The sequence below is a fragment of the Pseudomonas sp. CFBP 13710 genome (genome assembly GCF_014842235.1).
GTDB lineage: Bacteria > Pseudomonadota > Gammaproteobacteria > Pseudomonadales > Pseudomonadaceae > Aquipseudomonas > Aquipseudomonas baltica.
On record NZ_JACYVJ010000004.1, the window covers coordinates 383479 to 402115 of the forward strand.

The window sequence follows — 18637 nt, forward strand, 5'->3', positions numbered from 1 at the left end:
ATGGGCCGTGAGTGGCCCCGTGATGCTTTGAGCGCATCGACCGCGCGATAGTTCTGAAATCTTTCAGGCAGCAAAGCGTCTGCGGAGCCGTTGAAGACGGGCTGTAGCGGAAAACAAATGACGCAATTTAGCCGGGGCTCGGCATGCGTCCGCCTACTGGCCCTTCGCTCACAACGCTGGCAGACTGCCTGTCCTTTCGAATCGCTCGCTTCTGAGGCTTTATGCCCATGTTTTCTTCGCGTCAAGTGCTGATCGCCAGCTGGATTCTGGTGTTCGGCGGCCTTCTGCTGGTCTTGCCGATGCGCTTGCTGCCGAGCTTGCTGGCTGGCCTGCTGGTATTCGAACTGGTCAACATGCTCACGCCGCAACTGGAGCGACTGATTGCCGGGCGGCGTGCACGGTGGGTGGCGGTGGCGTTGCTGGGCACCTTGGTGGTCAGCAGCCTGGCGTTGCTGTTCGCCGGCGTCATCAGTTTCATCCTGCACGAGGCAGAAAACCCTGGTGCTTCGCTGAACAAGTTCATGGGCGTGGTGGATCGCGCCCGCGGCCAGTTGCCGCCTTTCATCGATGCCTACCTGCCGGCCAGTGCTGCCGAGTTTCGGGTGGCTATCAGCGGCTGGCTGAGCAAGCACCTGAGCGATCTGCAACTGGTGGGCAAGGATGCGGCGCACATGTTCGTGACCTTGCTGATAGGCATGGTACTGGGCGCCATCATCGCCCTGCAGGCGATCCCCGATCCCGAAAACCGCAAGCCATTGGCCGCGGCGCTGTTCGACCGCCTGGCCCTGCTGGTGCGAGCCTTTCGCAACATCGTTTTCGCGCAGATCAAGATTTCACTGCTGAACACCTTCTTTACCGCCATTTTCCTGGCCGTGGTGTTGCCGCTGTGCGGGATCAAGCTGCCGCTGACCAAGACCCTCATCGTGCTGACCTTCCTGCTCGGGTTGTTGCCGGTGATCGGCAACCTGATCTCGAACACGCTGATCACCATTGTCGGGCTGTCGCTGTCGATCTGGGTGGCGGTTGCGGCGCTGGGCTATCTGATACTGATCCACAAGGTCGAGTACTTCCTCAACGCGCGGATCGTGGGCGGTCAGATCAGCGCCAAGTCATGGGAACTGCTGCTGGCCATGCTGATATTCGAGGCAGCGTTCGGGCTGCCCGGGGTGGTGGCGGGGCCGATCTATTATGCCTATCTGAAAAGTGAGTTGAGGCAGGCGCAGTTGGTCTAGGGTTCACTGGCCTCTGCCCGCGAAGAGGCCAGACCTGCCTTACTCGGTGCCGTAGCGCTTGCGGGCCTCGATGGCCAGGCCGCTGCCGATGCTGCCGAAGATATTGCCTTCCACATGCCGCGCGTTGGGCAGCATGGCCGCCACGCCATGGCGCAGGGCCGGGATACCGCTGGAGCCGCCGGTAAAGAACACTGTGTCGACCTGCTCAACGCCCACGCCTGCCCGGTTCAGCAACTCGGACACACTGCCACGCACCCGTTCGAGCAGGCCGTCGATGGCGGCTTCGAACAAGGCCCGGCTCAGCTCCACGCTCAGCCCCGGCTCGATGCGGTCCAGTGGCAGGTGACGACCGGCAGCTTGCGTCAGCTGGATCTTGGTTTCCTCGACTTCCATCGCCAACCAGTGCCCGGCTTTCTGCTCGATCAGCTTGAACAGGCGGTCGATACCGTCCGTGTCCTGGATGTCGTAGCGCATGCTGGCCAGAGCTAGTTGCGCCTTCTGCAGGTACACCGAGTTGATCGTGTGCCAGGTCGCCAGGTTCATGTGGTGGCTGGTCGGCATGAAGGCGCCGCTCTTCATCCGGCTGCCATAGCCGAACAGCGGCATGACGCCCTGCAGGCTGAGCTGCTTGTCGAAGTCGGTGCCGCCGATGTGCACGCCTCCGGTGGCCAGGATGTCGTCCACGCGGTTGTCCAGCGCACGTCGCTCGGGTGCCAGGCGCACCAGGGAAAAGTCGGAGGTACCACCGCCAATGTCGACGATCAGCACCAGCTCCTCACGCTCGATGGTGGACTCGTAGTCGAAGGCGGCCGCGATAGGCTCGAACTGGAAGGACACGTCCTTGAAGCCGATCTTTTTCGCCACCTCGGCCAGGGTGTCTTCGGCTTCCTGGTCGGCGGCCGCGTCGTCGTCGACGAAATGCACCGGTCGCCCCAGCACGACCTGGTCGAACTCACGCCCGGCGTTGGCTTCGGCGCGCTGTTTGAGCTCGCCGATGAACAGGCCCAGCAAGTCCTTGAACGGCATCGCCGTGCCCAGCACACTGGTGTCGTGCTTGATCAGCTTGGAACCGAGCAGGCTCTTGAGCGATCGCATCAGGCGGCCTTCGTAGCCTTCCAGGTATTCGTGCAGCGCCAGACGCCCGTACACTGGACGCCGCTCTTCGAAGTTGAAGAAGATCACCGAGGGCAGGGTGATCTTGCCGTCTTCCAGGACGATCAGCGTCTCGCTGCCCGGGCGGTGCCAGCCGACAGTGGAGTTGGAAGTACCGAAGTCGATGCCGCAGGCGCGGGCCGGGGATGCGTTTTTCATGGCAAGGCGGGTCTGTTCAAAAAACGGCCGCGCAGTGTATGCCAGTTGCGTACAGAATCAAGGCCTGCGACCGCCTTGAAAGCGCGCCGGCGGCCCCAACCTTCTAGCCATCGACCGCGCTGTACAACCCACTGTTCACATCCAGTGGCCTGCAGCCGATAAACTTCCCATGCGTTGCCGAGTCCGACCAATAGGCGCGGGCGGCGCGCATTCGCTCATTGATGGTGATGCTTAGATGGATTTCAAAGACTATTACAAGATATTGGGCGTCGAGCCGACAGCGGACGAAAAGGCGATCAAGACCGCCTACCGCAAGCTGGCGCGCAAATATCACCCCGACGTCAGCAAGGAAAAGGACGCCGAAGACAAGTTCAAGGAAGCCAGTGAGGCCTATGAGGCGCTGAGCAATGCCGACAAGCGCGCCGAATACGACGAGCTGCGCAAGTATGGCCAGCATGGCCGTCCGTTCCAGGGCCCGCCCGGTTGGCAGGGTCGCGGTGGCGGTGGTTTCCATGAAGAGAACGCAGGCGACTTCTCCGATTTCTTCAGCACCATCTTCGGTAACGGCGGTGGTCGTGGTGATCCCGGTGGCAATCCGTTCGGCCGTGGCGGTCAACAGCGCAGCGCAGCGCGCAAAGGTCAGGACGTGGAAATGGAACTGACCGTGTCGCTCGAGGAAACCCTGGCCGAGGAATCGAAGAAGATCAGCTTCAAGGTGCCGCAGTACAGCGCCGCTGGCCAGCGACTGACCGATGTGGTCAAGAACCTCAACGTGAAGATTCCCGCAGGCGTTGCCGACGGCGAGCGCATGCGCCTCAAGGGCCAGGGCGCGCCCGGCGTTGCGGGCGGTGCCAGCGGCGATCTGTTCCTGACCTTGCGTCTGGCGGCCCACCCCCTGTTCGAAGTGGACGCTCCCGACCTAGTCATCCAGGTACCGTTGGCGCCTTGGGAAGTGGCGTTGGGCACCAAGGTCGCGGTGCCTACGCTGACCGGGCGGATCAACCTGACGATTCGCCCGGACAGCCAGAACGGCCAGCGCCTGCGTGTCAAAGGCATGGGCCTGAAGAACAAGCTTGGCGGCCGCGGTGACCTGTTCGCCCAGCTGAAAGTGGTGATGCCCACGCAGGCCGACGAATCCACTCGCGCGGCCTGGGCCGAGCTGGCCAGGCACGCCGAATTCGATCCGCGCGAGAACTGGGGACGCTGATACCGCTATGCCTCGATGCCGGGCCCCTTGCCGGCCGCTGGCATTTTCAGGCTGATGTCGCCGCGAATCGGTATCAGCCCAGGGGTCAGCACTTCGCCGGTATCGAGGCCGAAGCGCAATGGCTGATCGCCGTCCACCAGCTTGACCCGCAGGCTTGGGGTTCCGATCAGATTGGCCAGGCCTGGGGTGCGGCTATAGTGGTTGGCCACGGTCTGGTCGGTCAGCGCCAGCCATTTTTCCTCGGGCTTGAGGCTCTGCAGCGCTTCGATGCGTTTGTACGCGTAGTAAACCCGCAGGCGTTGCTGCAGATGTGGCGCCGGGTTGCTCAGGCCGTCGGTGGACAGGCTGGCGGCGCAGTCCAGGGCTTTCACACTTATGCCTTGGCGCCGCGCTTCCACCAGCACCTGGCGCAGGGTGTAGCGACCACTGTCCAGGGTGGTGCCACGGTTGTGCAGGTCACGCAGCTTCTTCTCCAGATCGCGGCCCAATATCCCGGTCGCGTGAAAGCGGTCGAGCAGGTCCTGGTGCAGGTCCTTGAGCAGGCCTTGCACGTACAGCGTCTTGACCTGCTGGGCCTTGAGCGTGGACATGTATTTGATCAACAGCTGGCAACTGCCGACTGCATTCCTGGCCTCGTTGACCACCACCCCGGTATTGCTGGCATACACCTGAGTGAAAAACTCTTTGGGCGTCATGGTGGTGCTCACCGCCGGCAGGCGCGGGCTGTGCTGTGGGGTTGAGGTCAGGAAGAAGGCTTCGGCTTCCTTGCCCAGGTTCGTGCGCAACTCGATCAGCTGTGAGCGGGCGGTGCTCAGCACGCTGTCGATGGGCCCGGTCATCAGCTGGTGTGCGCCGGGATTGACCAGCATGGCGGTGATGTCACGAAAGCCAGGTGAAGTGTCGAAGGCGGCCAGCGCGTCGGTGCTGGCCGCCAGGTTCTCGGGGGCGGTCATGGTGAACAGCTCCCAATGGCCGGTCCAGCTTCTCTGCACGGGGTAGCTGCCGGTGATCTGCTCGGGGGCGATCGGATCGACGATCACCCAGCGCTCCAGCGAGTCGATGTGGGTGACCTGAAAGATCTTGCCCTCCAGGCGAATGTAGTGCTGGCCATCTGGGTTGGTGAACACGCCCTGGTAGATGCCGGTGCCTTCCGGCAATCCGGTCAGGTCTTCATCCGTGGCGATGAGGTCCAGGGGCGAACCACCGGGAGTCACGCGGTCGATCTGAGCCAGGTCAGTGCTGTCCAGGTCGAGCGCGGCGCCCAGCTCCTCGAAGTTTCCCAGCTCGGCGATGGCTTCGTCGCCCACGCCGCGCAACAGCGGCATATCCAGCAGGATGTTCAGTGCATCCAGGATCGCCGCCTTGAAGGCCGCTTGACGGGCCTTGGGTACGGTCCCGTGCACGGCGTTCGCCAGGTGCGTACCAAAGGCTATCGAACCCGCCGCCACGGCCACCAGGGCCACTGCCGGGTCCGCCGGTGCCATGGGCGTGACGATGCGCATGAATGCCTCCAGGTCGACGAGGAACAGCTCCCTGCGCAGTTCGTGATTGCCGTTCAACAGTTGCCTGGCATCGAGCTTGAGGCGTTTGCCCACGGTATCGAACAGCAGGCTGAACACGTCCTTGTCGATCGTCGTCGCGTTGCCGTTGAGCAGGCGCTGCCCGGCTTGCCATGGCGTGGTACGGATGCGCTCCAGGGTCGCCAGCAGCAGGCCCCGCGGTGGCAGGATCGACTCTCCGGGGGTGTCGAAGTGAGCGATCAGGCGCTCACGGCCTTGCTCGTGGGCGGCCGTTTCGGCCACCCACTCGTACATCTGCTGTTCATTGTGAAAGACCCGGAACCAGGCGGCAGGGATGTACAGGATCTGCGGGCCCTTGCCAGTGGTGATGCGCAGTATGTCGAACGAGGTCAGGTCCCCCAGTGTAAAGCTCTTGACCGTTGCCTGGGTGCGAGTCGTGTGCAGCCGTTTCAGGTCCTCCAGGGTCGGCGGTCCTGCGATGGGGCCGGCCAAAGTGTCGAACACCAGCCTCAGCTCCCGGTTGCTCAGCGCTCCGCTGTTGTAGGCATTCCAGCTGAAGCTGAAAAACAGGATCTTGATCAGCACGCGGCCGTCATCGGCATAGTCACGCAGGAAGGCGTCCAGGCGCTTCTTGTAGTGGCTGGAGAAATCCGTGGCCCAGAACGCTTTCATGATCTGCGAGGGCGCCAGGGGGACCTGATTGGTTTCGTTGTAGATCCCGGCCTGCTGGACGGTATAGAACCCGGACATCTGATCGAGCAGGTCGAAGTTCACTTGATAGAACGTCTTGAACCGGCGCAGGACCAGCTCCGTGACGGTCAGCGTTTCCTTGGGCTTGCCCATGTGCTGCTGTCCGGTAAAGGCGCGTGGGTTGTTCTGGGCGTTGTCGAAGTCGTGCCAGTAGACGGTGTCCGGATCCAGATCCAGGTGGGTATGGAACTTGAGCAGCTTGATACCCCAGTCCCGCGCGCACTCGCGCAGGTCAGGGAAGTTCGCGTAGTAGCGGTCGGCAATGGCACTGACGTTTTCGGCCGATAGCGGGGTGGCGCCGGTCATGGTGGAGCTCCTGGATCGAATGGAGCTGCACCATAGAAAATCCGCCGGGGGGTTACGGCCTACATAGTTAGGCTGGCCCTGTCCGGGACAGCCTTGTCGGCACGGCGCATTGAGAACAGGCCTCTTAGAACAGGCCTCTTAGAACAGGCTTCTTAGAACAGGAAGTAGCGCTGCGCCATGGGCAGCACATCCGCCGGTTCGCACCACAGCAGCACGCCATCGGCCTTGACCTGATAGGTCTGCGGGTCGACCTCGATGTCGGGCAGGTGACCGTTGTGGATCAGGTCGGTCTTTTGCACCGAGCGACAGCCCTTGACCACCGCGATCTGCTTTTTCAAGCCCAATTGCTCGGGCACGCCTGCGTCCAGCGCGGCCTGGCTGATGAAGGTCAGGCTGGTGGCGTGTCGCGAACCACCGAAACTGGCGAACATGGGTCGGTAGTGCACGGGCTGCGGCGTCGGGATGGAGGCGTTGGCGTCGCCCATGAGGCTGGCGGCGATGGCACCACCCTTGAGGATCAGCGTCGGCTTGACGCCGAAGAACGCCGGCCGCCAGAGCACCAGGTCCGCCCATTTGCCGACCTCGATCGAACCCACTTCATGGCTGATGCCGTGGGTGATGGCGGGGTTGATGGTGTACTTGGCAATGTAGCGCTTGGCGCGGAAGTTATCGTTGCCCTCGGCGTCCTCGGGCAGCGCGCCGCGCTGTTTCTTCATCTTGTCGGCGGTCTGCCAGGTGCGTGTGATCACCTCGCCGACCCGGCCCATGGCCTGGCTGTCGGAGCTGATCATGGAAAACGCGCCGAGGTCGTGCAGGATGTCTTCGGCGGCAATGGTTTCGCGGCGAATGCGGCTCTCTGCGAAGGCCACGTCCTCGGCGATGCTTGGGTCCAGGTGGTGGCAGACCATGAGCATGTCGAGGTGCTCGTCGATGGTGTTGCGGGTGAACGGCCGGGTCGGGTTGGTCGAGCTGGGCAGTACATTGGCAAAGCCGCAGGCCTTGATGATGTCCGGAGCGTGGCCGCCGCCGGCGCCTTCGGTGTGGTAGGTGTGGATGGTGCGCCCCTTGAAGGCAGCCAGGGTGGTCTCGACGAAGCCCGACTCGTTGAGGGTGTCGGTATGAATCGCAACCTGCACGTCGTATTGATCGGCCACGCTCAGGCAATTATCGATGGCGGCCGGCGTGGTGCCCCAGTCTTCGTGCAGCTTGAGCCCGATGGCCCCGGCCTTGACCTGTTCTATCAGCGGCTCGGGCAGGCTGGCGTTGCCCTTGCCGGTGAAACCGATGTTCATGGCGAAGGCATCGGCGGCCTGGAGCATGCGCGCCATGTGCCACGGCCCCGAGGTGCAGGTGGTCGCATTGGTGCCGGTGGCGGGCCCGGTGCCGCCGCCGATCATGGTGGTGACGCCGCTCATCAGCGCCTCTTCGATCTGCTGCGGGCAGATGAAGTGGATGTGGGTGTCGATGCCGCCCGCGGTGAGGATCATGCCTTCGCCGGCGATGACCTCGGTGCTGGCGCCGATGGCGATGGTCACGTCCGGCTGGATGTCGGGGTTGCCGGCTTTGCCGATCGCGGCGATGCGCCCGTCCTTGAGGCCGACGTCGGCCTTGACGATACCCCAGTGATCGATGATCAGGGCATTGGTGATCAGCGTGTCGACCACTTCGGCGGCCAGCAGCTGGCCCTGGCCCATGCCATCGCGAATGACCTTGCCACCGCCGAACTTCACTTCTTCGCCGTAGGTGGTGAAGTCTTTTTCCACTTCGATCCACAGGTCGGTATCGGCCAGGCGGACCTTGTCACCGACGGTCGGGCCGAACATGTCGGCATAGGCTTGTCTGGAAATCTTCATCGGTATGCCCTGGAATTCAGTTGTGTATGGACCCTGTGGGGTCAGAGGTCACCCATGATGCGCCCGGCGAAGCCATATACCCGGCGCAAGCCGGCCAGGTCCACCAGTTCCACTTCGCGACTCTGCCCCGGTTCGAAGCGCACGGCGGTTCCGGCGGGAATGTTCAGGCGCATGCCGCGAGCGGCCGGGCGATCGAAATGCAGGGCGTCGTTGGTTTCGAAGAAGTGATAGTGCGACCCCACCTGAATGGGCCGATCGCCGCTGTTGGCCACGGTCAGGCTGAGGGTGCGCCGGCCGACGTTGAGCTCGATGTCGCCAGGCTGGATCCGGTATTGGCCAGGAATCATGAAATAGCTCCTCGAAGCGAAGAAAGACGGTGGTTCAAGCCGAGGCCCGGGGCGGCTCGGCGCCTGGCTGCAGCGCCAGTTGCATGAAGGTCAGGTCCAGCCAGCGGCCGAACTTGATGCCTACCTGGGGCATCTGCCCGGTGGTGACGAAACCCAGGCGCTCGTGCAAATGGATCGATGCCTGGTTGCCGCTTTCGATGGCGGCCACCATGACGTATTTGCCGCCCTCGCGAGCACGCTCGATGAGCGCCTGCATCAGACGCGCGCCGAGACCTTTGCCGCGCTGGTCGTTGCGCACGTACACCGAGTGCTCGACGCTGTAGCGAAAGCCTTCGAAAGGTCGCCAGTCGCCGAAGGAGGCGTAGCCAGTGACCTCGCCTTGTTCCTCTGCCACCAGGATCGGATAACCCTGCGCCTGGCGCGCCTCGAACCAGGCCTGACGGTTGGCCAGGTCGACCGGCTTCTCGTTCCAGATCGCCGTGGTGTTGAGCACTGCATCGTTGTAGATCGCGCAGATCCCAGGTAGGTCGCGCTCGGTTGCATCACGAATCATGGCGTGCCTCAGGCGATGGGTTGATGGACAGTGACCAGTTTGGTGCCGTCGGGAAAGGTGGCTTCCACCTGGATCTCCGGGATCATTTCCGGAATACCTTCCATGACCTGTTCGCGGCTGAGCAGGGTGGTGCCGTAGTGCATCAATTGCGCCACCGTCTGGCCATCGCGGGCGCCTTCGAGCAGCGCCGCGGAGATCAGCGCCATGGCTTCCGGGTAGTTCAGCTTGAGGCCACGGGCCAGACGGCGCTCGGCTACCAGGCCGGCGGTAAAGATGAGCATCTTGTCTTTTTCGCGGGGTGTCAGGTCCATGGGTGTTCCTTCAGAATATTGGTTGGCAGTGAGGGCCTCTTCGCGGCCACTGGCCGCTCCTACGGCTATCCGGCGGACCGCCTGTAGGCGTGGCCGGCTGCCGCAAGCAGGTATCCGGCAGATCGCCTGTGGGCGTGGCCGGCTGCCGCAAGCAGGTACCCGGCAGATCGCCTGTGGGCGTGGCCGGCTGCCGCAAGCAGGTACCCGGCAGATCGCCTGTGGGCGTGGCCGGCTGCCGCAGGCAGGTACCCGGCAGATCGCTTGTAGGAGCGGTCAGCGGCCGCGAAAGGGCTGGCAGATTCAATCAGGTGCTCCAGATCCGCGGGGCCAGCGCTTCGCGGCCGAGCACGGCCGGGCGCAGCATCTTCCACAGTTCGATCAGCCAGTCGCGCGCATGCAGTGCCTCGTCGGCCAGGCAGCGTGCCACCAGCAGCCCCGGCAACTGGCTCAGGTCGCCGCGTACGCGCGTCGGCAGTGTCCGGCAGCGTTCAAGCAGGGCCGGGTCGATCTCGCCGGTCACCAGCAAAGTGGCGAACACCGGCTTGCCTCCCAGGCCCACGGCCGAGTCGAGCAAGCCATCGTTGCCGATGATGCGCTGGCGTTCATGCCACAGCAGTTCGCCGTCTCGGCGAATTTCCAGCCGCGACTGAAAATGCCCCTGGTCGAAACGCTCGGCTGCCGCCGGGCGCCCTACGGCGACGATGTCCCAATAGAACAACCGGGCATCGCCCTGCAGGTAAATACGGGTATCCAGTTCGGCCTGGGCGGCACTGTAGACGATGGTCTCCTGGGGCAGCCATTCCAGCGTGGCGCCCGCGGCCACATGCAATTCGGTGTTTTGACAGGCAGGGCTGTTGGCGCGGTACCACTTGGCCGCGCCCGGTGTGGTCAATTGCGCCCAGGCGTTGGCCTGCACCTGGGCGCTGATGTCCAGCCGATCGCCCCCGGCGATGCCGCCAGGCGGATGCACGATGATGTGCTGGCACACCTCGGGCCCTTCGGCATAGAGGTGCTTCTGCACCCGCAACGGGCCGAAATGGCGGCGCAGGATCGGTCGCGTACTGTCGCCGAACCGCGCGTATCCCAGCTCCAGCCGGGCGTGCCAGCTGGGCGTGTAGGGCAGGGAAGTGACGGGTAGATTCATGGCCTTCATTCTTGTTCGGGTCGCGGCAGATTAAATGGTTACCAAGCCGCGTACACCCTCCGATTCCATGTTTTCACCCCGACCCTGCTGAACGATTTCACCGCGCGACATGACCAGGTACTGATCGGCCAGTTCGGCGGCGAAATCATAGAACTGCTCGACCAGCAATATCGCCATGTCGCCGCGCGCGGCCAGTTGCTTGATCACCGCGCCGATCTCCTTGATCACCGACGGCTGGATGCCTTCGGTGGGCTCGTCGAGAATCAGCAGCCGTGGTCGGCTGGCCAGCGCCCGGCCGATTGCCAGTTGCTGCTGCTGCCCGCCGGACAGATCGCCACCGCGGCGGTGCTTCATCTGCAGCAGCACCGGAAACAGTTCGTAGATGAACGCCGGCACTTCGCGTGCCTCACTGCCGGGGAAGCGTGACAGCCCCATCAGCAGGTTTTCCTCGACCGTCAGGCGGCCGAAAATCTCGCGGCCCTGGGGCACGTAGGCGATGCCTGCATGCACCCGCTGGTGTGGCTTGAAGGTGGTGATCGGCTTGCCTTCCCAGGCCACGCTGCCTTGCTTGGCTGGGATCAAGCCCATCAGGCACTTGAGCAGGGTGGTCTTGCCGACGCCGTTACGCCCCAGCAGGCAGGTCACTTCGCCGATGTTCACAGCGAACGACAGGCCGCGCAGGATGTGGCTGCCGCCGTAGTATTGGTGAAGCTGGTCGACTTGCAGCATAGGTTTTGTCCTTGTTCTTGCAGTGTCCGGGCGGGCTTCTTCGCGGCCGGTGACCGCTCCTACGGTTGATTACCGTAGGAGCGGTCAGCGGCCGCGAACGGACCTCAACGCCCCAGATAAACCTCGATCACCCGCTCATCGGCCTGCACCGCCTCGAGCGACCCTTCGGCCAGCACGCTGCCCTGATGCAGCACCGTCACATGGTCGGCAATCGAGCCGACGAAACCCATGTCGTGCTCCACCACCATCAATGAATGCTTGCCGGCCAGGGTCTTGAACAGTTCGGCGGTGAACTCGGTTTCGGCATCGGTCATGCCCGCCACCGGCTCATCGAGCAGCAACAACTGGGGGTCCTGCACCAGCAGCATGCCGATTTCCAGAAACTGCTTCTGGCCGTGGGACAGCAGGCCGGCCGGGCGATCGATCGACGCGCTCAGGCGGATCGTCTCCAGGACCTCGGCAATGCGGTCGCGCTGCTCGCCCGTCAGCCGCGCACGCAGGCTGGCCCAGACCGACTTGTCGGTCTTCTGCGCCAACTCCAGATTCTCGAACACACTCAAGGCCTCGAACACGGTCGGCTTCTGGAACTTGCGGCCGATGCCGGCCTGGGCGATCTGCACCTCGCTCATGTGGGTCAGGTCCAGGGTTTCGCCGAACCAGGCCTTGCCCGTGGTGGGCCGGGTCTTGCCGGTGATCACGTCCATCAGGGTGGTCTTGCCGGCACCGTTGGGGCCGATGATGCAGCGCAGCTCGCCCACGCCGATGTACAGGTTGAGGTCGTTCAACGCCTTGAAGCCGTCGAAGCTGACGCTGATGTCCTCCAGGGTCAGGATGGTGCCGTGGCGGGTGTTCAGCCCCGGTCCGCTGGCCTGGCCCAGGCCGATGGCATCGCGGCTGGTGCCGGCGTCGCTGTTGGGGTCCAGCACCGGTTCGAGCATGAACTCGGCGGTCGCGGTGATTCTCATTGTTCACCCCTTTTCTTCAGCAGGCCGATCACGCCCTTGGGCAGGTACAAGGTCACGATGATGAACAGCGCGCCGAGGAAGAACAGCCAGTATTCGGGGAATGCCACGGTGAACCAGCTTTTCATGCCGTTGACGATGCCTGCACCCAGCAGTGGCCCGATCAGCGTGCCGCGTCCGCCCAGAGCTACCCAGACGGCGGCCTCGATGGAGTTGGTCGGCGACATCTCGCTGGGGTTGATGATGCCGACCTGCGGCACGTACAGCGCCCCGGCGAGGCCGCACAGCACCGCGCTGAGCACCCAGACGAACAGCTTGAAACCGCGCGGGTCGTAACCGCAGAACATCAAGCGGTTCTCGGCGTCGCGCAGTGCGGTCAGCACCCGGCCGAACTTGCTGCGCGCCAGGCGCCAGCCTACATAAAGGCTTAGCACCAGCAGCGCCACGGTGAGCAGGAACAGCACGGCACGGGTACCTTGGGAGGTGATGCTGAAGCCCAGGATGCTGCGGAAGTTGGTGAAGCCGTTGTTGCCGCCGAAACCCGTCTCGTTGCGGAAGAACAGCAGCATGCCGGCGAACGTCAGTGCCTGGGTCATGATCGAGAAGTACACGCCCTTGATCCGCGAACGGAAGGCGAAGAAACCGAACACCAGTGCCAGCAAGCCTGGGGCCAATACCGCCAGGCACATGGCCCAGAGGAAATGCTCGGTACCCACCCAGAACCAGGGCAGCTCGGTCCACGACAGAAACGTCATGAACGCCGGCAAGCCGTCGCCGGCCGCCTCACGCATCAGGTACATGCCCATGGCATAGCCGCCAAGGGCGAAGAACAGCCCGTGGCCCAGCGACAACAGGCCGGCGTAGCCCCAGACCAGGTCCAGCGCCAGGGCGACGATGGCATAGCAGAGGATCTTGCCGACCAGGGTCAGGGTGTAGGCCGAGACCTGCAAGCCGTTGCTTGCCGGCAGCAGTGACAGCAGCGGCAGGGCGACGAGGATCGACAGGATCACGACGCCGATGGCGAGGGTCACTTTCGGCCCGGCTTTCTGCGCAGCAGTGAGCATCAATGGCTGGTTCATCAGTCGATCACCCGTCCTTTCAGTGCGAAGAGGCCTTGCGGACGTTTCTGGATGAACAGAATGATCAGCGCGAGGATCAGGATCTTGCCGAGCACCGCACCGATCTGCGGTTCCAGGATCTTGTTGGCGATGCCCAGGCCGAACGCGGCGGATACGCTGCCGGCCAGTTGGCCGACGCCGCCCAGTACCACCACCAGGAAGGAATCGATGATGTAGCTCTGCCCCAGGTCGGGGCCGACGTTGCCGATCTGGCTCAGCGCCACGCCACCCAGGCCGGCAATGCCCGAGCCCAGGCCGAAGGCAAGCATGTCGACGCGCCCGGTGGGCACGCCGCAGCAGGCGGCCATGTTGCGGTTCTGGGTCACGGCGCGCACGTTCAGGCCCAGGCGGGTTTTGTTCAGCAGCAGCCAGGTCAGCACCACCACGGACAGGGCGAAAGCGATAATCACGATGCGGTTGTACGGCAGCACCAGGTTGGGCAGCACCTGCCAGCCGCCGGAGAGCCAGGCCGGGTTGGCCACTTCCACGTTCTGCGCACCGAAGATCAGGCGAATCGCCTGGATCAGCATCAGGCTGATACCCCAGGTCGCCAGCAGGGTTTCCAGGGGGCGTCCGTACAGGTGGCGGATGACGGTGCGTTCCAACACCATGCCGATCACAGCGGTGACGAAGAAGGCCACGGGCAGCGCGATCAGTGGGTAGTACTCGATGGCGCCCGGCGCCAGGCGCTGGACCAGCATCTGCACGACGTAGGTGGAGTAGGCGCCGAGCATGAGCATCTCGCCATGGGCCATGTTTATCACACCAAGCAGGCCGAAGGTGATCGCCAGGCCCAGGGCGGCCAGCAGCAGGATCGAACCCAGGGACATGCCGCTGAAGGCCTGGCCCAGGATGTCGCCGATCATCAGCTTGCGCTTCACTTGAACCAGGCTGGTCTCGGCAGCGGTGCGCACCGCCGTGTCCGCTTCGACACCGGGCGCCAACAGGTTTTCCAGACGGGTGCGCGCCAGTGGCTCGCCGGTTTCACCCAGCAGGCGTACCGCAGCCAGGCGCACGGCGGGTTCGGGATCGACCAGTTGCAGATTGGCCAGGGCCAGGGTCAAGGCGGTTTTCACCGTTTCGTCCTGTTCACCGGCGGTCTGCCGGTCGAGCAGGGGCAGTTGGCTGGGCTGCGCCGAGCGTTGCAGTTGCTGCGCGGCGGCCAAGCGTACCTGAGCATCGTTGCTCAGTAGTTGGTGGCTGGCCAGGGCGGTGTCCACCAGGCCGCGCAGACGATTGTTGAGGCGCAACTTGCGCACCGGTTCGATGGCCGCGGCAGTGCCGTCGGCAGGAGTCATCTGGCCATCGGTTTCGATGAACGGTTTTTTCTCGGCATCGGCCGCCACTCGGCCGTCCTGAAGGGCGGTGAGCAAAGCCATCCGCGCCGGCTCGGGCTGCGCAGCCCAGGCTTCCAGCAGTCGAACCTGCTCGGCGGATGAAGCACCGGTAAAATCACTGGCGTCGTTGGCGCTCGCCACCATGGGCAAGAGCAGAACGACAGCGGTGAAGAATTTGATGAGGGACATGGCAAGTCCTTTGAATTGAAGGCAACACCCGCCCCCTTTGTGGGAGCGGTCATCGGCCGCGAAAAAAAACGCTGCGGTCTATCAGCTGCACTGCGATAGCCCTTCGCGGCCATAGACCGCTCCTACAGAAAACTCGCGGTCCACCGTAGGAGCGGTCATCGGCCGCGAAGAGAGCGCAGCGGTCTACCAGACGCACCGCGCCGCCCCTTCGCGGCCACGTGGATCAGTTGCTCTTCACCGCATGATCCGGCTTCTTGTCGTTGCCAGGAATGTACGGGCTCCATGGCTGGGCGCGGATCGGCTCCTTGGTCTGCCACACCACGTTGAACTGACCGTTGTCCTCGATCTCGCCGATCATCACCGGCTTGTGCAGGTGGTGGTTGGTCTTGTCCATGGTCAGCGTGTAGCCCGACGGCGCGGCGAAGGTCTGCCCGGCCATGGCCTCACGCACCTTGTCGACGTCGGTGGATTTGGCCTGGTTGGCGGCCTGTGCCCACATGTTGATGCCCACGTAGGTCGCTTCCATCGGGTCATTGGTGACCACGGTGCCGGCGTTCGGCAGGTTCTTGGCCTTGGCGTAGGCTTTCCAGTCAGCAACGAACTTGGTGTTTTCCTTGTTCTCCACCGACTGGAAGTAGTTCCATGCCGCCAGGTTGCCCACCAGCGGCTTGGTGTCGATGCCGCGCAGCTCTTCTTCGCCGACCGAGAAGGCCACCACCGGTACGTCGGTGGCCTTCAGGCCCTGGTTGGCCAGTTCCTTGTAGAACGGCACGTTGGAGTCGCCGTTGACGGTGGAGATGACCGCAGTCTTGCCGCCTGCCGAGAACTTCTTGATGTTGGCGACGATGGTCTGGTAGTCCGAGTGACCGAACGGGGTGTAGACCTCTTCGATGTCCTTGTCGGCGACGCCCTTGGAGTGCAGGAAGGCGCGCAGAATCTTGTTGGTGGTGCGTGGGTAGACGTAATCGGTGCCCAGCAGGAAATAGCGCTTGGCCGCGCCACCGTCTTCGCTCATCAGGTATTCGACCGCCGGGATCGCCTGCTGGTTGGGCGCCGCACCGGTGTAGAACACGTTCGGCGACATCTCCTCACCCTCGTACTGCACGGGGTAGAACAGCAGGCCGTTGAGTTCTTCGAAGACCGGCAGCACCGACTTGCGCGACACCGACGTCCAGCAGCCGAACACCACGGCCACCTTGTCCTGAGTGATCAACTGCCGTGCCTTCTCGGCAAACAACGGCCAGTTGGACGCCGGGTCCACCACCACCGCCTCGAGCATCTTGCCATTGACGCCACCCTTGGCGTTGATCTGGTCGATGGTCATCAAGGCCATGTCTTTCAGCGAAGTCTCCGAGATGGCCATGGTGCCGGACAGCGAATGCAGGATGCCGACCTTGATGGTCTCGGCAGCCTGGATCGTCCAGGACAAACCCATGGCAGCGATCGATGCGGAAAGGGTGAACGCCTTGATCAAGCTGCGACGCTTCATTGTGCAATCTCCATGTACGGAATGTCGTTCCGGTGCGGCAGGTGGGGACTTCTCGCTGGAGTATTGCAAGGGGTGTGCCGGAGTCGCGCAGGGGCGAAATACGTGCCGGTTGAGGTGAGGCAACGCAGCGGCGCGCACCGTGCTGGTGCTCGACTGGCAGGATGGTGCGCAGGGTTGAGTGGTATTGGTGCGCCGGACTACTTGCGCGACCCATCAGGCAGATCGCGTGCACCGCCGACGCGGCTTGCGCCGCTGCTACGGGATTGCGTGCACCGCCGGCGCGGCTTGCGCCGCTGCTACGGGATTGCGTGCACCGCCGACGCGGCTTGCGCCGCTGCTACGGGATTGCGTGCACCGCCGGCGCGGCTTGCGCCGCTGCTACGGGATTGCGTGCACCGCCGACGCGGCTGGCGCCGCTGCTGCGGGATTGCGTGCACCGCCGACGCGGCTTGCGCCGCTGCTACGGGATTGCGTGCACCGCCGACGCGGCTTGCGCTGCTGCTACGGGATCGCGTGCACCGCCGACGCGGCTTGCGCCGCTGCTACGGGATTGCGTGCACCGCCGACGCGGCTTGCGCCGCTGCTACGGGATTGCGTGCACCGCCGGCGCGGCTTGCGCCGCTGCTACGGGATTGCGTGCACCGCCGACGCGGCTTGCGGTGCTGCTACGGGATTGCGTGCACCGCCGACGCGGCTGGTGCCGCTGCTGCGGGATTGCGTGCACCGCCGACGCGGCTTGCGCTGCTGCTACGGGGGCCGCGAATCCCCTGTAGCAGCGGCGCGAGCCGCGTCCGGGCGTACCGCAGATGTATGCAGGATGACTCAGACAGCTTCGACCGAAGGCCGCACCCGCAGCAGCACCCGATCCGCCACCCAAACCAGCACCATGGACAGGCCCACCAGCGGAAACAGCACGCCCACCGCAACCATCACCCCGACCGCCACCTTCCATCGCGGCAGATCATGGCGCAGCGGCGGTACACCGAGCTTGCCCTGTGGCCGGCGCTTCCACCAGATCACCAGGCCGCTGACCGAACTGAGCAGGATCATCAGGCACACCAGCAGCACGATGATCTGATTGACCGGGCCGAACATCTTGCCCTCGTGCAGCATCACGCCGGTTTCGGTAGCACGGGCGACCAAGCCGTACTGTGCCCAGCGCACATCGGCCAGAACCTGACCGCTGTACTGATCGATGTGCAGGGTCGCGTCGTTGCGTGGGTCGTCGGCGAATACCGCCACGGTGAACACGCCGCTCGCGGTGGTCGGCAAGGCGATGCTGTAGCCCGGCTCCACTTGCAATCGCGCCGCTGTATCGACCACGCTCTGCAGGCTGATCTGCGGCGCCGCCGGGGCATGCACGTGCTCGCCATGAGCCATGTGTTCGGCATGCGCGCCGCTGGACTGTGGCATCGGCGTGTGTTCCATGGCCCACGGCACGGTCTGCCGGTGGGCCTGGTTGAGTTTGCCAGCCTGCTCGTCGGAGGTGGGCACATCGTTCCACATGGCGGCAGGGAACTGGTTCCACAGCTGGGCATACTGCTTACCCCAGAAACCGGTCCAGGTCATGCCGCTGAGCAGCATGACCAGCAGCAACGCCGCGCCCCAGAAACCGACTGCCGCATGGACGTCGCGCCACAGCGCCCGGCCACGGCTGCGCCAGCGCGGCCAGAGCACGCCGCTGGCCGCGGTGCCGCGCGGCCACCACAGGTACAGGCCGGAGATCACCAGCACAATGCCCCAGCCGGCGGCCAGCTCTATCAGTCGGTCGCCGAGGGTGCCGATCATCAATTCGCCGTGCAGCGCCCTGGCCACCGCCTGCAGGTTCCACTTGGCATCCTGCGCGCCCAGCAATTCGCCGGTGTAGGGATTGACGAATACATTCAGTTCGCGGCCATCGGCATGGACCACGAACTGAGCGCTGCGCTCGGCGGTGCTGGGCGGCAGGTACTGGCCGATGGCACCACGCGGGTAGGCGTTGTGGGTTCGCACCAGTAATTCATCGGCGCTCAGGCGCTGTTCGGCCACCGGCACCACCAGCAGGTCACGGTACATCCAAGGGTCCAGCTGTGGCTTGAACAGGTAGATGATTCCGGTCAGCGCGAGCAGGATCATGAACGGCGCGACGAACAGCCCGGCGTAGAAATGCCAACGCCAGGCAAGGTTGTAGAAAGAGGTTTTCATGGAGAAGGCGTGTTCCGACTTATCGTGTACTCAACAAGGCCCATGCGCTGCCGTTCCCTTCCACAGGTCAACCGCGCTACCGCGCGGGAGCGAGC

General features: G+C 64.0%; 15 protein-coding genes. 2 read left to right on the top strand and 13 right to left on the bottom strand.

The annotated features are described in order from the left end of the window. Positions 1-221 precede the first annotated feature (221 nt). Positions 222-1232 (top strand): AI-2E family transporter, encoded by a 1011-nt coding sequence (locus tag IFT44_RS12700; protein ID WP_122480336.1) that lies wholly within the window; start codon positions 222-224, stop codon positions 1230-1232. Between the two features lie 39 nt (positions 1233-1271). Here IFT44_RS12700 and IFT44_RS12705 read toward each other — a convergent pair whose 3' ends face one another. Beyond that, entirely contained in the window at positions 1272-2543 is a 1272-nt protein-coding gene (locus IFT44_RS12705) for an Hsp70 family protein (protein ID WP_192055729.1), read from the bottom strand. A 235-nt stretch (positions 2544-2778) separates the two neighbouring features. Here IFT44_RS12705 and IFT44_RS12710 point away from each other — a divergent pair, with 235 nt between their 5' ends. Beyond that, positions 2779-3750: a DnaJ C-terminal domain-containing protein gene (locus IFT44_RS12710; RefSeq protein WP_122480334.1), complete on the top strand. Its 972-nt coding sequence runs from the start codon at positions 2779-2781 to the stop codon at positions 3748-3750. A 5-nt stretch (positions 3751-3755) separates the two neighbouring features. On the opposite strand, the gene IFT44_RS12715 is transcribed toward IFT44_RS12710, so the two are convergent. The 12 genes from IFT44_RS12715 to IFT44_RS12770 all read right to left on the bottom strand — a co-directional run bounded on the left by IFT44_RS12715 (position 3756) and on the right by IFT44_RS12770 (position 18542). Further along, positions 3756-6326: a membrane-targeted effector domain-containing toxin gene (locus IFT44_RS12715; RefSeq protein WP_192175982.1), complete on the bottom strand. Its 2571-nt coding sequence runs from the start codon at positions 6324-6326 to the stop codon at positions 3756-3758. 152 nt (positions 6327-6478) lie between these two features. Beyond that, positions 6479-8179 carry an urease subunit alpha gene (gene ureC / locus IFT44_RS12720; protein ID WP_192175983.1) on the bottom strand — a complete coding sequence of 567 codons (1701 nt, stop codon included), beginning with the start codon at positions 8177-8179 and terminating at the stop codon, positions 6479-6481. 41 nt (positions 8180-8220) lie between these two features. Beyond that, the gene (locus IFT44_RS12725; protein WP_122480331.1) at positions 8221-8526 is read right to left on the bottom strand and encodes an urease subunit beta; all 306 of its coding nucleotides are present in this window, start codon (positions 8524-8526) and stop codon (positions 8221-8223) included. Between the two features lie 34 nt (positions 8527-8560). Next, a complete protein-coding gene (locus IFT44_RS12730; protein WP_192175984.1) occupies positions 8561-9079 on the bottom strand; it encodes a GNAT family N-acetyltransferase in 519 nt (172 codons plus the stop codon). 8 nt (positions 9080-9087) lie between these two features. Then, entirely contained in the window at positions 9088-9390 is a 303-nt protein-coding gene (locus IFT44_RS12735; RefSeq protein ID WP_049861996.1) for an urease subunit gamma, read from the bottom strand. Between the two features lie 304 nt (positions 9391-9694). Further along, positions 9695-10534 carry an urease accessory protein UreD gene (locus tag IFT44_RS12740; protein WP_192175985.1) on the bottom strand — a complete coding sequence of 280 codons (840 nt, stop codon included), beginning with the start codon at positions 10532-10534 and terminating at the stop codon, positions 9695-9697. Positions 10535-10564: 30 nt separating this feature from the next. Beyond that, positions 10565-11263, bottom strand: coding sequence for an urea ABC transporter ATP-binding subunit UrtE (gene urtE / locus IFT44_RS12745; RefSeq protein WP_192175986.1), 699 nt, complete (start codon positions 11261-11263; stop codon positions 10565-10567). 104 nt (positions 11264-11367) lie between these two features. Next, positions 11368-12228 (bottom strand): urea ABC transporter ATP-binding protein UrtD, encoded by an 861-nt coding sequence (urtD, locus tag IFT44_RS12750; protein ID WP_122480327.1) that lies wholly within the window; start codon positions 12226-12228, stop codon positions 11368-11370. Continuing rightward, positions 12225-13304, bottom strand: coding sequence for an urea ABC transporter permease subunit UrtC (gene urtC / locus IFT44_RS12755; protein ID WP_122480326.1), 1080 nt, complete (start codon positions 13302-13304; stop codon positions 12225-12227). Before urtC ends, urtD begins: the two co-directional genes overlap by 4 nt. Further along, positions 13304-14869 (bottom strand): urea ABC transporter permease subunit UrtB, encoded by a 1566-nt coding sequence (gene urtB / locus IFT44_RS12760; protein WP_192175987.1) that lies wholly within the window; start codon positions 14867-14869, stop codon positions 13304-13306. Before urtB ends, urtC begins: the two co-directional genes overlap by 1 nt. Before the next feature lie 223 nt (positions 14870-15092). Continuing rightward, positions 15093-16358 (bottom strand): urea ABC transporter substrate-binding protein, encoded by a 1266-nt coding sequence (gene urtA, locus IFT44_RS12765; protein WP_122480324.1) that lies wholly within the window; start codon positions 16356-16358, stop codon positions 15093-15095. Between the two features lie 822 nt (positions 16359-17180). Then, on the bottom strand, positions 17181-18542 hold the full coding sequence (locus IFT44_RS12770; protein ID WP_192175988.1) for a PepSY-associated TM helix domain-containing protein: 1362 nt from the start codon (positions 18540-18542) through the stop codon (positions 17181-17183). Positions 18543-18637: the final 95 nt, after the last annotated feature.

Coding starts and splice junctions, on each gene's coding strand:
- IFT44_RS12700 (WP_122480336.1), top strand. CDS start 222: ATGCCCATGTTTTCTTCGCGTCAAGTGCTGATCGCCAGCTGGATTCTG.
- IFT44_RS12705 (WP_192055729.1), bottom strand. CDS start 2,543: ATGAAAAACGCATCCCCGGCCCGCGCCTGCGGCATCGACTTCGGTACT.
- IFT44_RS12710 (WP_122480334.1), top strand. CDS start 2,779: ATGGATTTCAAAGACTATTACAAGATATTGGGCGTCGAGCCGACAGCG.
- IFT44_RS12715 (WP_192175982.1), bottom strand. CDS start 6,326: ATGACCGGCGCCACCCCGCTATCGGCCGAAAACGTCAGTGCCATTGCC.
- ureC (WP_192175983.1), bottom strand. CDS start 8,179: ATGAAGATTTCCAGACAAGCCTATGCCGACATGTTCGGCCCGACCGTC.
- IFT44_RS12725 (WP_122480331.1), bottom strand. CDS start 8,526: ATGATTCCTGGCCAATACCGGATCCAGCCTGGCGACATCGAGCTCAAC.
- IFT44_RS12730 (WP_192175984.1), bottom strand. CDS start 9,079: ATGATTCGTGATGCAACCGAGCGCGACCTACCTGGGATCTGCGCGATC.
- IFT44_RS12735 (WP_049861996.1), bottom strand. CDS start 9,390: ATGGACCTGACACCCCGCGAAAAAGACAAGATGCTCATCTTTACCGCC.
- IFT44_RS12740 (WP_192175985.1), bottom strand. CDS start 10,534: ATGAATCTACCCGTCACTTCCCTGCCCTACACGCCCAGCTGGCACGCC.
- urtE (WP_192175986.1), bottom strand. CDS start 11,263: ATGCTGCAAGTCGACCAGCTTCACCAATACTACGGCGGCAGCCACATC.
- urtD (WP_122480327.1), bottom strand. CDS start 12,228: ATGAGAATCACCGCGACCGCCGAGTTCATGCTCGAACCGGTGCTGGAC.
- urtC (WP_122480326.1), bottom strand. CDS start 13,304: ATGAACCAGCCATTGATGCTCACTGCTGCGCAGAAAGCCGGGCCGAAA.
- urtB (WP_192175987.1), bottom strand. CDS start 14,869: ATGTCCCTCATCAAATTCTTCACCGCTGTCGTTCTGCTCTTGCCCATG.
- urtA (WP_122480324.1), bottom strand. CDS start 16,358: ATGAAGCGTCGCAGCTTGATCAAGGCGTTCACCCTTTCCGCATCGATC.
- IFT44_RS12770 (WP_192175988.1), bottom strand. CDS start 18,542: ATGAAAACCTCTTTCTACAACCTTGCCTGGCGTTGGCATTTCTACGCC.